Consider the following 11,226-nt stretch of genomic DNA (forward strand, 5'->3'; position numbering starts at 1 on the left):
TTTATCTCTTCTTTGTCAATTAGTGTTAACACGCCCTAAATATCGTTGTATTACTGGAAAAGTTGTAGAATTCTGGCAAGGTAGGATTTTACAGGGCCTGCTCTACGGGGTAAGCCAGTAGCGTATTCTGTGTAGGTGCCCGTAAAATTAACATTGTCTAGATTCGCACCAGTAAAATTAGCACCACTTAGGTTTGTGTTAGTCAATTCTACACCAGATAGATCATCCGCACCAGTTAGAACTGCATTAATCAAATCTGCATCAACTATTATTGCATAAGCTAACTGTGCTCCAGCCATATTAGCACCACTTAGATCTGCCTCACCCAAATATGCATAGGCCAGATTCGCGCCAGTTAGATTTGCATTCCTCAGATCTTGTCTGCCTAGATAGGCTCGATTCAAATTTGCATTACTTAAGTTTGCAGAGTTGAAGAGATCTGGATTATTTCTAAGAGCAGCGCTTAAAGCTCTTGCTGAAATATCTTCAAAATCTATGCTTGAAAAATCCTTGTTACCAGTAGCGATCATATGATTAAAACGAAGTCGTGCAGCATCATCAGTCCATCTGTGATCTGGACCTAGCTCTAAGGGAAGATCGGCTTCTTCTAAATACTTCACTAAACTTGTAACATATTGTTCACGCACAGCACGTGTAACGGCAAGTGGTGTGACAGGATTATTTAGCGTTAGAAAATATTGGGCCCATGATGCCTCAACAGCGAGCGGACATTGGGCGTCAGTTCCCCTTGTAACATCTTGATGGAAGAGAGTTAAGCCATGTAGATTTTTTTCAGCTTCCATTTTGGACATAAGGCGGTTCAAGGAAAATTGACAGATGTTCACCACCTTTGCTGCATGATCTGAATTAATCACTGGCTGGATGCCCACAGCCAGAAGGCGATGGGCGAATAAGTTTGCTGAATTTGTAGCTGATGGTGATATCACCATGTTTTGTTCTCTCTTTTCTCCACTTTACAATACTTAAAGTTGCTTTTCTCTATCCCCTTCTCGCAGAAGCAGAGAAAAGGTTGCGTGGTATTTAAGGGAGGACATTGCTACGTTGGAACTACAGTGGTATTTTGAAGTTATTTTTTTTACAGACGTTCGCTAAGTGAAAAAACAGCAATTCTATTGTTGATTTTCCGTAAAAACAGCGGTGGAATTCCTGTTCTGAGCTCTCAAAGAACGATTAACCTATCGGAATTACTTAAAAAAAGCCTTTTTTCATTTTTTCAAGAGAAGGGTGAGATCTTTGTCAATTTCAGGATTTTCTAAAACTTCAGCAAACTCATGAACCCACTTTTTGATTCGTTTTTTATCAAGTTTTGGGTGAGCAGCTAAGATCATTTCAATATCAATGAGATCTTTTGGGCGGTGTGCAACCGCTTTCATGATAATAAGGTCTTCAGGTGTTGGCAGTGGGAGTTTTAATTTTCCGAGTTTGACAAACTTTCTTCTCGAAACACTTTCTTCCTCAAATGGTAAGGCACCAAAAGAAAGATCAAGATCAATTCCAGAACTATGTTGCATAAGAAGCACACGATTTTTTTTTGCAAACTGAAGTGCGTTTGAAATACGCGCCTGGAAACCAAATTGCTTGCCAAGGTTAAAAAACTTTGCCCATTCATCTTGCTCAAGTAGAATAAGGGCATCAATATCTTGGGTTGTCCGCGGTTTTCCTAACAACGAAACAGCAATACCACCTATAATCACGGCTTTTACCTCAGATTTTTCAAACCATGTAATAAGGTCTTGTAGAACAGTATCAAACGAAGGTTGAAGTTTTTTCACACTCACGCAGTAAGCCTCGCTCTTAATTTTTTCCAGTTTTGCTGAGCATCTGTGCGTTGAGTTTCTTTTTCACGTGAAGAAAGGGAGAAAAAATGTGGAACTGAAAGAAGCGTTAGCAGTTGTTGATATTTCTGCACAAAGGAAGTTTTTTGCAGCTGCACCTTTTCAATCTTTGCAACTGCCTGCCATCTGCTGAGAAAGGCTTTTGCTTGTTGTTTTGTGAGTTTTTTCATCGGGAAGTGTTATGCCTAAAAAATTTCTTTTCAGCAAGGAGGAAGATCAAAAACTCGGAAGCCAGGACATCGTTGAAATGAAAAAAGAAGGCGTGCATTTATTACACTGGAAAACTTTTCTCAACAAATTATGGAATGATGAGATTATTCTGAAAGGGTAGATTTCAGAATAAATCCACTGTCCACACGCTTATAGAAGAGCCTCATTTTAGAATGTGCATTTTTAGTTTTCATTTTTTTCGTCTTCCCCTACACTGCGCTACCATTATGACAGAAAATAACAATTCGATTGCTCCCATTTCTTTTATGAAACGGTTTTTTAAAGCCTTTTCCACTGCTCCCCGAGCTTTTTTTGTCCATGAAGCTGCTGGTGGTGTTTTCCTCTTATTCAGTGCAGTTGTGGCTTTGCTGATAGCAAACTCTTCAGCGTCCGAGGCTTACTACCACTTTTTACACACGCCGCTCGCTTTAACTTTGGGAGCATTTACGGCTTCAACTAGCATTCATCACTTTATCAACGATGGCCTCATGGTCATTTTTTTCTATTATGTGGGCTTAGAGATTAAGCGCGAAATTGTATTTGGTGAGCTTTCTCAAATGAAGCAAGCTTCTCTTCCCATTGTGGCTGCTGTGGGAGGAATGATTGTTCCCGCCTTGATTTACGTGAGTTTTAATTCAGCACCTCCTTATGAAGTGGGTTGGGGAATTCCCATGGCAACTGATATTGCGTTTGCCGTTGGAGTATACTCTCTTTTTGGAAAACGTTTTTTATCTTCTTTGAAACTTTTCCTCCTTACTTTTGCGATTATCGACGATATTGGTGCGGTGTTGGTTATTGCCCTCTTCTACACCAAAACCTTGTCACCTCTCTATTTGCTGGTTGCATCAAGTTTGCTTCTCATCATTTTTTTGTTGATGAGAGCCAATGTTCGTAACATTGCTATTCAAATTCTTTTTGCCATTTTGGTTTGGGCCTGTTTTCTCAAATCTGGAGTGCATGCAACCATTGCTGGAGTTGTTTTGGCATTTTTAACGCCGTCAAAACTCAATCCAAGCAAGCGCCATTTTTTGGTTGAAACAGGAAGTGACAAAGTGGAATCGCCTCTGAGTTACTGGATGCATCATCTTCATCCGTGGGTCAGTTTTCTCATTCTTCCTCTTTTTGCTTTTGCAAATGCTGGCATTACCTTTAAAGAAGGCGAAAGCTTGCCGGTACTTTTTTCTCATCCTATTACACTTGGAGTTGGCATTGGCTTGTTGGTAGGAAAGCCTCTGGGAATCACCCTCTTTTCTTTTGCCACCAAAAAACTTGGGCTTGCCGAACTTCCCCGCGGTGCAGGTTGGTTGCATATGCTGGGGGTTGGTTTTCTTGGCGGGATTGGATTTACCATGTCCTTGTTTGTAGGAGGTTTGGCATTTGAACGAGGACATCTTGAAGATTTTTCAAAACTTGGTATTTTCAGCGCTTCTGTTTTAGCCACTATTTTTGGCTTGGGATTATTGCTGCTGGCTCATAAAAGAGAAAAGACAAAACAACATGATTAAGTTTCTTTCTCGCAACAGACATTTTTTTCTTCTCATCGGCCTCTTTCTTTTTTATGCGCTTTTTACTCTTTCCACCACTTTTTCGTGGGCTGGTCCAGTTGTTCTGATTTCTTTTTCTCTTGTTCTTTTGGCAAGCATCATTTCTGTCAGCACCAACAAAAAAATATTTTCCATTGCTCTTCTTTTGGGAGTAGTGGCGCTAGGCCTCGACTGGTATGTCTTTGCAAGTCATCGCATAGATTATTTTCTGTTTACTCTTTTTTCAAAAATGGCGGTCCTTGGTTTCACTATAGGAATAATGCTCTATAAACTTTTGGAAGATACAAAAGAAGTCACGTTGAATACTATTTATGGTTCGATGTGTGTTTATATTATGCTGGGCATTTTTTGGGGAATGCTTTTTGTAGGCGTGGAGCATTTGTATCCCGGTTCTTTTTACGTTCAGTCTAGCAATTTACCTTTTTATATTCACCCGAACAATCCTTTCCCTTATCCGTTCGATCTTTTTTATTTTAGCTTTGTGACTATCACTACTGTGGGATATGGAGATATTGTTCCGGCTACTCCGCTAACGCAGTCTTTATCAGCATTAGAAGCTTTGCTTGGGCAATTTTATATGGTTATTCTTGTGGCAAGATTTGTGGGGCTTCATATTCATCATCATTCCACAAGTCTTCGCGAGAAAGTGTTGGGAGAATAATGAAGCAAATTTTTGCCATCTCTTTAGGCGGGGCGCTTGGTGCAGTGTCGAGACACTATCTGGTTTTGGCGATGCACCATTTGTTTAGTTCTCTTTCTTTTCCCGTTGGAACATTGTCGGTAAATGTTTTGGGATGTTTTATTTTAGGACTTGCGATTATTTTTTTTCAGCATCAAACACAGGATACTTTTTTGCTTCGAAGTTTTTTTGTGATTGGAATGTTGGGAAGTTTTACTACTTTTTCAGCCTTTAGTTATGAAACCTTTTTGTTGTTGAAAGAAGGTGCTCACTTCAAAGCCTTATGGAACGTGGTTTCCCAGGTTTCCATTTCTTTGGTGGCGATTTTTTTAGGCATGTGTTTAATGGAAAAAATTCTGTAGAGAAAAATGGTCCGCGAAGATAACAAACAAATCATTGCAATGGGTGGCGGAAGTTTTGGAAGCCAAGATGCAAATCTATTGCTTGAACGCTATGTGCTGAAGCAATGCCGAAAAAAAAATCCGCGCGTGTGTTTTATTCCCACAGCAAGTGGTGAAAGCCCAGAATATATTTTGCAGTTTTATGACGTGTTTCATCATTTGAATACCAAGCCCAGCCATCTTTCATTTTTCAAACCACCGTCCGCAGATTTGCGCGGATTTCTTTTAGATCATGACATTATCTATGTTGGTGGCGGAAACACCAAAAGCATGTTGGCTTTGTGGCGCGAATGGGGCGTGGATAAAATGTTGCGCGAAGCGTGGAACGAAGGTGTGGTGCTGTGTGGAGTAAGTGCTGGCGCTATTTGCTGGTTTGCAGAAGGGGTCACCGATTCCATTCCGGGCAAGCTCACCAAGCTCAAGTGCCTAGGGTTTCTTCGTGGCAGTAACTGCCCTCATTATGACGGCGAAGTGAATCGCAGGCCGGCGTACCACCAACTGCTCAAAGCAGGAAAAATCAGCAAAGGCATTGCCTGTGATGATGGAGCAGCCTTGCATTATATTGGCACCCAGCTGCACCAAGCCATCAGCTGCAAACCCAACGCCAAGGCTTATCAGCTGAAAACAGCAGGTTCAGAAGTAAGGGAACAAGCCATGGCTACGCATTATTTGGGGAAGTGAGTTCAAGCCTTTCCTGATGAAGCTCTTAGGAAACATTCTAACACCGACTTATTTTTCACGTTTTTATTGACTTTTTTTCATGTTAGGTGCTGTTTTGAAAAAAAAGAAGGCTGTGGAAGGAAAAAGGAAGCAACTTTTTTCAAAATGAGCCGATACTTTTTACGTAGCACCTAACAGATGAAATAACATCGGAGGGATTATGGCGGTCATGAACGTAGCATTAGCATTGGGTATGGGTGGTTCGGTTGAAGAGCATATGATGAATCCGGAAGAGGCTAAAAGTGTAAGGAAGCCTTCGTCAAAACCGACAGCAAAATCAGCTGAATGCCAGAAACCTATGCAAGGTACTGGTACTGGTGCCAGGGAGCTCTATGCAGAAATGCAAATGGCTTACAAAGCTTGTATTGCTGGAAAAAAATAAAAAAGACCGCTGATGAGGCGGTCTTTTTCTTTTTGCTTTGAATGTCTTTAGTGACTGCAGCAGCTAGAGCTTTCGGTTTTTGCGGGTTTTTCGTTACAGCAGCTTGATTTATCGCGGCACTTCATTTTGCAGATTAATGCATCTAATGAGAACGCACCTGCGCCGAAGAACAAGACAACAAGGACTGTGTATAAGTAGGCAAAAGGACCTTGCTCAGCAAGCGCCTTTGCAAATGGGCCCACGCCAGCCAAAAGGCTTGGCACGTCTGTGCCATGAGCGGCGCAAAGCGCTACCAGCATTGTGATGGCAAGTGGGATGGACACAAGGCGTGAGGCCAAACCCAAAAGCAAGCAAATGCCACCAACAGCTTCAACACTTGCAACAAGGTACACTTGAGCTTGTGGAAAAGGCAGCCCAAGGTTTGTAAAAAAACCGGTTACTTGTTCAATGTTTCCAAATTTTCCCATGCCAGCTTGGAAAAAACTCCATCCCCAAACGATGCGGATGAACAACAAAAAAGGATGCTTCAAGCACCCTAGCCAACACATCAACTTACAGTAACATTTTGTGACCTTACAATCGCTTCCCATTCCCATATATTCCCCCTGTTAAAATAATGTTAATAAATGACGCAGGGCATCTTAACGAAATTTAAATCTGATGACCACATTTTTCTTCAAGAGTTTGTTCTTCTTCTAAGTAAAATTTTTTTCGTATTTCACTTGGAGGAAGGGGACACGTTTTTTGACAGCTGAAAAGCTTGTGACGAAAATGAGCAAAAAGCATGTAAGCGGGGTCGCGCATAATACGAGGAAAAATTAAAAAAACAGAAAACATATTCCACGGAAAGCTAAGTTCTTTCAGTGTGCGCAACACAGCAGCAGAGCGAAAATAGCATTTTCCATCTTGGATCAACATTGCGGTATCAAGTTTTGGTGTTGGAACAACGCGAAAAGCTTTCAATGTGGCCTTTGCTTCTTTGCTTTTTAAACTTGCAAAGCGAAACATGTTTTTTTTATCACGTTTAGCGCAAAACCATGCAAATCGTGTACAAAACGAGCATGAGCCATCAAAAAGAAGAAGTGCTTTGCTTTCCATTGTGTTGATCTTTTCCCTTAAGGGTAAAGTGTGCAAGCGTTTTTTTCGTCACTGAAATTTGTGTCAGGATTGCAAATTGCTTTTATTTCTTCAAGGTCTTTTGTTCCGATGCGTTTTCTAAATTCATCGCTTCCCGTTAAAAGATCAATGGCAGGAATGTGTTTTACGAATTCGTAGGGTTCGTGTCGCCATTCAAAACCATGCTTTGAAAACAGCTGATGCGTAAGCCACACAAAGGCAACGCCGAAAAGGTATGGCTGGAAAGTGTTGCGGTCTGTGATGTTCCACTGAATGCCAAAACAGTTTTCATTTTTCCACTTTTGAAATGAAGGTGTAAACTTGAGTGATGTTCCGGTAATGCCTGGAAGATTGAGTTCGAAAAATGCCGCCAGCAATTCTTGCGCATTCAGATACGGCGCACCAATTTTTTCAAACGGCGCATCTGTTCCGCGGCCCTCGGAAAGATTGGTAGCTTCAAGTAAACACATGCCAGGATAAAGCAATGCAGCTTCGAAGCTGCGCATGTTGGGCGAGGGATTTACCCATGGCACTTGCGTTTGCGGCCAGAGTTGATTTCTGCTCCAGCCTTCCATTTTAATAATATGCAGTTTGCACTTGAGTTTTTCGCGCTGTTTCACCAACTGGCAGATTTCCCCAATAGTAAGACCGTGACGAACCGGAACATCATAGAGCCCCACAAAAGATTCGTAGCCTTTTCGAATGCCCGCTCCCTCAATGTTGATGCCACCTAGCGGGTTTGGCCTGTCGCAGACAATCACTTCAATGCCATGCTCTGCGCATGTCTTCATGCACAGTACGGCTGTCCAGACATAGGTGTAGTAGCGTGAACCAACGTCTTGCAAATCGACGATGAGCACATCGATGTTTTTCAGCATTTCCTTTGAGGGAAAAAGAGAATCTAAACTTGATCCATAAAGCGAGTAGACAGGAATACCTTTGTGGCTGCTGTTTTCCACCGCTTCCATATCTTGTGCATGCGTAGTAAGCCCGTGCTCTGGGCCAAAAAGTGCAGTAACGTTCAAGCTCTTGTTGCTGCAAAGTGCATCAACAATGTGTATACCCTCTTGCGTAAGACTCGCTTGATGCGCCAAAATGCCAAGCCGTTTTCCACGCAGGTTTTCAAGTTCATGCTGAAGTAAAAGTTCTACACCAAGTTTCATCGCAAAGTTTCCTCTTGCTGGGAAGCTTTAGTGGAAGTGAAAAAGAGAAGCAAGAAGGGAAAAAGTTGCTTCTTTACCAAAAAGTGCCTGGCACTTTCTGGTGAGATGCCTAAAAATGAGGCAGAATGGCTTGTTTTTTAGCCTATTGTTTCGCCCAAATCTCTGGCCTCTTGCAGCCAACCGTGGGTCATGGTTTTGAGCCAGCCTTGCTTGAAGGCTATTTTTGGATTTGGGTGGTAAGGCCTGCTGGTGATGGCTTGAAGCTGTGGATAGATTCCCTCGCGGCGTTCATCCGGCGTGGATCTGGCCATGAGTCCTACGAACATTTGCTCTACACTGGTGCGGTCACCAAAGTGGCTGGAGTTCACAATGCTTTCCAAAATCTGCAAACGATCTTCGGTGCTTGCTTTTGCAAAGAGGCGCTCCATCAAGTGCAAGGCTTCACGAGGATGAGACGCAGCAAGGCTTTCCAGGCAGTTTGCAACTTCGGGGCAAAAAGCTGGAGGCAAGGCATCGATGCTGTCGATAGCGGGAAGAAGGGCGTTGCTGTTTCCGCACGCAAGCTTTGCTATGTCAGAAAAAATGCGCGGGCTTGTTTCGGGCAACGGTCTTTGCGAAAACTGAAGTGCCGAAAAAGATTTTGTGCGAGCATGCTCGGAAAAGTAAGGAATGATAAGCTCTAGTGGTTCGCCTTGTAAAAGTTGTGACCAAAGATGTGAGAGGTTTGCATCACTTCCGCCAAAGCGGTGCTTGACATTTTTCCACCATGAATCGTTTGCTTTTGCTTGAGGAGTATTTTGAAATGATGAAAGCTGCTCAGTTTCTGGCTGAGCTGGATTTTTTTTTGCCACATCTTGTGCGCGTTCGTTCCCTTCGCTCTGGGAGGAAGTAGGCTTGAAAAAAGGCAGCGAGCGAAAACGGGAAATCACCATGTCCATTTTGCTATAAGCTTGATTTCAAGAGCGCAAGAGAAATGTTTCAAGACAGCGAACTGCCAGAATTACTGGATCCCCTGCTCAAGCCAGAGGATGGCAAAAAAAGAAGTGTCAGAAAAATGCTGCTTAAGGCTTTTGGCCGTGAGTGGCCACCACATTGGTGGTGATGCCGCCGCGCACCCAAAAGGCTGCGGTGAGCTCCATCCAGCAAGGGTTTGTAGCTTCAACCAAGTCGTCCAAAATGCGGTTGGTGACGGCTTCGTGGAAAGCGCCTTCATCGCGGTAGCTCCATAAATAGAGTTTCAGCGACTTGAGTTCTACGCAGGTTTTGTTGGGAATATAACGAAGGGTAATGGTCGCAAAGTCAGGCTGACCGGTCTTTGGACAGAGGCAGGTGAATTCTGGGCAGATGCACTCGATGATATAATTGCGATCTGGTTTTGGATTTTCAAATGTTTCAAGCTGCTTACTTGGAATTGTACTCATGGTTTATCCTTCGGAAAGTGTATTGGCTTCCAGCTGAGCTTGCAGGGTTTGAAGAATTTCTTTCACCTTGTGCTTCAGTTCGTCAACATCACCTTCATTTTTAATACTGGCATCTGCCATTTTATGTGTTTTGTTCAGTTGTTGCGCGTTGGGATCTTTACTTTGCGCCTCTTTGGCATCTTGTTGCACGAAAGCTTCATAGGTGACGGGGTCACTCTCTCTCGCCCGCATTTTGATGCGTTCGAAGCGGATGCTGCTTTCGGCTTCTATGCTTAAGAGGACAAAATCTTTTCGCCGGCGCAGAGCTTCTACTTCAAATGGATTACGAACAGAATCAACGATAGTGTTTTTGTTGAGAGGAAGTTGCTCTAGCATTTTGAGAGCTAATACTCCGGGGCCGTGTTGCGTGCGAAGTTCAGTACCAATGCGAGTAAGGTTGTCGCGTGAAATTTCAAGCCCACGGTTTTTAATTTCTGTGCGCAGCGTGTCGCTGAGCGAATGATATTCAAAGCCGAGTGACTGCAAAATCTCTGCTACAGCACCTTTGCCAGCTCCATTTTTTCCCGTGAGTCCAATAATCATAGCGGCGGAGTGCTAACAAAGAACGAAAGAAGGTGCAAGGTATAAGATGTGCTTAGCATTACTTGACAGGCCATTGAAAAAATCTACAATGCCGCCTCATGATTATGCTCTCCGTTGAACATCTTTCCAAATCTTACAACGAAACAAAAGCCGTTGATGACATTTCCTTCCAACTCAAAAAAGGCGAAGTGCTTGGTTTGTTGGGGCCAAACGGTGCCGGAAAAAGTACAACGATGAGAATGATTGTTGGTTTTCTCGAAGCTGATGCCGGCAGTGTTTTTATTCAGGGTAAAAAAGTTTCTGCACATTCAATCGAAACTCGAAAACTGGTTGGATATCTTCCCGAGAGTGCACCCGTTTATCTCGATATGGAAGTAGTGGACTATCTTCGCTACATCGGAACTTTGCGTGGGCTTGAAAAAAATCTAAATGCCAGCGTGCTGGAAATGCTTACCGTATGCGGGCTTAAGACGGTGGTGGGAAAAACAATTGCTGAGCTTTCAAAAGGCTATCGTCAGCGAGTTGGTATTGCGCAGGCGCTTATTCACAAACCAGATTTGCTTATTTTAGACGAACCCACTTCTGGTCTCGATCCAAATCAAATTGGCGAAATTCGCGAACTCATTTCAGAGTTGGGAAAAGATCGCACTGTTATTCTTTCAACCCACATCATGCAAGAAGTAGAGGCGGTGTGCGATCACGCTCTTATTATGCATCAAGGCAAAATTGTGGGCGAAGGAAGTTTAGCAGAACTTTCTACACAGTTCGCCCAAAGTGGCTCTAGTTATATTGTTCAAGCAAGAGCACAGAAAGAAAAAATTCTTTCGGCGTTTCAAAATCATGCTCATCTTCATTTTGAAAAATGGCTGCAAGAAGATGGCGAAAAAAATCGTTTTCTCCTTTCCAGCGCAAATGGTGCAGATCATTCCGAAGAAATCTTCTCGGCCGCAGTTGCGCACCAATTGCCACTTTCAGAGCTGAGACGAGAAAGCGCAAGTTTGGAATCGGTGTTTAAAGAATTGACGAAATAATCTTGAATCGATGTGAAATGCTTTGATGTTGTCATCCTCGCGAACGCGGGGATGTGGATTCACATTCGAAGTGCAACACTTGGTTCAAGAAGACCTCAGCAGGAGTTCGATAACCAAGACA

Annotated in this window: 15 protein-coding genes; 6 read left to right on the forward strand and 9 right to left on the reverse strand. The window is 43.0% G+C overall.

The features are described 5' to 3' along the window. Nucleotides 1-50 precede the first annotated feature (50 nt). From COV43_01285 to COV43_01295, 3 genes are all read right to left on the reverse strand, one after another. The gene (locus COV43_01285) at nt 51-950 is read right to left on the reverse strand and encodes a hypothetical protein (protein ID PIR26527.1); all 900 of its coding nucleotides are present in this window, start codon (nt 948-950) and stop codon (nt 51-53) included. Nucleotides 951-1,226: 276 nt separating this feature from the next. After that, nucleotides 1,227-1,829: a hypothetical protein gene (locus tag COV43_01290; protein ID PIR26528.1), complete on the reverse strand. Its 603-nt coding sequence runs from the start codon at nt 1,827-1,829 to the stop codon at nt 1,227-1,229. Beyond that, entirely contained in the window at nt 1,796-2,026 is a 231-nt protein-coding gene (locus COV43_01295) for a hypothetical protein (GenBank protein ID PIR26529.1), read from the reverse strand. The genes COV43_01290 and COV43_01295 overlap by 34 nt, the downstream gene beginning before the upstream one ends. Before the next feature lie 306 nt (nt 2,027-2,332). Between COV43_01295 and nhaA the strand changes: the two genes are divergently transcribed. The 5 genes from nhaA to COV43_01320 all read left to right on the forward strand — a co-directional run bounded on the left by nhaA (nt 2,333) and on the right by COV43_01320 (nt 5,792). Next, on the forward strand, nt 2,333-3,571 hold the full coding sequence (gene nhaA, locus COV43_01300) for a Na+/H+ antiporter NhaA (GenBank protein PIR26540.1): 1,239 nt from the start codon (nt 2,333-2,335) through the stop codon (nt 3,569-3,571). Next, the gene (locus COV43_01305; GenBank protein PIR26530.1) at nt 3,564-4,271 is read left to right on the forward strand and encodes a hypothetical protein; all 708 of its coding nucleotides are present in this window, start codon (nt 3,564-3,566) and stop codon (nt 4,269-4,271) included. Before nhaA ends, COV43_01305 begins: the two co-directional genes overlap by 8 nt. A gap of 8 nt (nt 4,272-4,279) precedes the next feature. Beyond that, nucleotides 4,280-4,651, forward strand: coding sequence for a fluoride efflux transporter CrcB (crcB, locus tag COV43_01310; protein ID PIR26541.1), 372 nt, complete (start codon nt 4,280-4,282; stop codon nt 4,649-4,651). A gap of 6 nt (nt 4,652-4,657) precedes the next feature. Further along, nucleotides 4,658-5,371 (forward strand): peptidase E, encoded by a 714-nt coding sequence (locus COV43_01315; protein PIR26531.1) that lies wholly within the window; start codon nt 4,658-4,660, stop codon nt 5,369-5,371. Between the two features lie 199 nt (nt 5,372-5,570). Next, complete coding sequence (locus tag COV43_01320; GenBank protein ID PIR26532.1) at nt 5,571-5,792, forward strand: hypothetical protein; 222 nt, start codon at nt 5,571-5,573, stop codon at nt 5,790-5,792. 47 nt (nt 5,793-5,839) lie between these two features. Here COV43_01320 and COV43_01325 read toward each other — a convergent pair whose 3' ends face one another. The 6 genes from COV43_01325 to COV43_01350 all read right to left on the reverse strand — a co-directional run bounded on the left by COV43_01325 (nt 5,840) and on the right by COV43_01350 (nt 10,074). Then, complete coding sequence (locus tag COV43_01325; GenBank protein PIR26533.1) at nt 5,840-6,388, reverse strand: DoxX family protein; 549 nt, start codon at nt 6,386-6,388, stop codon at nt 5,840-5,842. 55 nt (nt 6,389-6,443) lie between these two features. After that, complete coding sequence (locus COV43_01330; GenBank protein PIR26534.1) at nt 6,444-6,890, reverse strand: thiol-disulfide oxidoreductase; 447 nt, start codon at nt 6,888-6,890, stop codon at nt 6,444-6,446. 17 nt (nt 6,891-6,907) lie between these two features. Next, nucleotides 6,908-8,071, reverse strand: a complete 1,164-nt coding sequence (locus tag COV43_01335) for a hypothetical protein (protein ID PIR26535.1) — start codon at nt 8,069-8,071, stop codon at nt 6,908-6,910. 137 nt (nt 8,072-8,208) lie between these two features. After that, nucleotides 8,209-9,003 carry a hypothetical protein gene (locus COV43_01340; GenBank protein ID PIR26536.1) on the reverse strand — a complete coding sequence of 265 codons (795 nt, stop codon included), beginning with the start codon at nt 9,001-9,003 and terminating at the stop codon, nt 8,209-8,211. 129 nt (nt 9,004-9,132) lie between these two features. Beyond that, nucleotides 9,133-9,492 carry an NADPH-dependent 7-cyano-7-deazaguanine reductase QueF gene (locus tag COV43_01345; protein PIR26537.1) on the reverse strand — a complete coding sequence of 120 codons (360 nt, stop codon included), beginning with the start codon at nt 9,490-9,492 and terminating at the stop codon, nt 9,133-9,135. Nucleotides 9,493-9,495: 3 nt separating this feature from the next. After that, nucleotides 9,496-10,074: a hypothetical protein gene (locus COV43_01350; GenBank protein ID PIR26538.1), complete on the reverse strand. Its 579-nt coding sequence runs from the start codon at nt 10,072-10,074 to the stop codon at nt 9,496-9,498. A gap of 98 nt (nt 10,075-10,172) precedes the next feature. On the opposite strand from COV43_01350, the gene COV43_01355 reads away from it, so the two are divergent. Continuing rightward, nucleotides 10,173-11,105, forward strand: a complete 933-nt coding sequence (locus COV43_01355) for a hypothetical protein (protein PIR26539.1) — start codon at nt 10,173-10,175, stop codon at nt 11,103-11,105. Nucleotides 11,106-11,226: the final 121 nt, after the last annotated feature.

The organism is Deltaproteobacteria bacterium CG11_big_fil_rev_8_21_14_0_20_42_23 (assembly GCA_002796345.1).
GTDB lineage: Bacteria > UBA10199 > UBA10199 > 2-02-FULL-44-16 > 2-02-FULL-44-16 > 1-14-0-20-42-23.

Coding starts and splice junctions, on each gene's coding strand:
- nhaA (PIR26540.1), top strand. CDS start 2,333: ATGAAACGGTTTTTTAAAGCCTTTTCCACTGCTCCCCGAGCTTTTTTT.
- COV43_01340 (PIR26536.1), bottom strand. CDS start 9,003: ATGGTGATTTCCCGTTTTCGCTCGCTGCCTTTTTTCAAGCCTACTTCC.
- COV43_01335 (PIR26535.1), bottom strand. CDS start 8,071: ATGAAACTTGGTGTAGAACTTTTACTTCAGCATGAACTTGAAAACCTG.
- COV43_01320 (PIR26532.1), top strand. CDS start 5,571: ATGGCGGTCATGAACGTAGCATTAGCATTGGGTATGGGTGGTTCGGTT.
- COV43_01305 (PIR26530.1), top strand. CDS start 3,564: ATGATTAAGTTTCTTTCTCGCAACAGACATTTTTTTCTTCTCATCGGC.
- COV43_01285 (PIR26527.1), bottom strand. CDS start 950: ATGGTGATATCACCATCAGCTACAAATTCAGCAAACTTATTCGCCCAT.
- COV43_01330 (PIR26534.1), bottom strand. CDS start 6,890: ATGGAAAGCAAAGCACTTCTTCTTTTTGATGGCTCATGCTCGTTTTGT.
- COV43_01355 (PIR26539.1), top strand. CDS start 10,173: ATGATTATGCTCTCCGTTGAACATCTTTCCAAATCTTACAACGAAACA.
- COV43_01295 (PIR26529.1), bottom strand. CDS start 2,026: ATGAAAAAACTCACAAAACAACAAGCAAAAGCCTTTCTCAGCAGATGG.
- COV43_01350 (PIR26538.1), bottom strand. CDS start 10,074: ATGATTATTGGACTCACGGGAAAAAATGGAGCTGGCAAAGGTGCTGTA.
- COV43_01345 (PIR26537.1), bottom strand. CDS start 9,492: ATGAGTACAATTCCAAGTAAGCAGCTTGAAACATTTGAAAATCCAAAA.
- COV43_01315 (PIR26531.1), top strand. CDS start 4,658: ATGGTCCGCGAAGATAACAAACAAATCATTGCAATGGGTGGCGGAAGT.
- COV43_01325 (PIR26533.1), bottom strand. CDS start 6,388: ATGGGAATGGGAAGCGATTGTAAGGTCACAAAATGTTACTGTAAGTTG.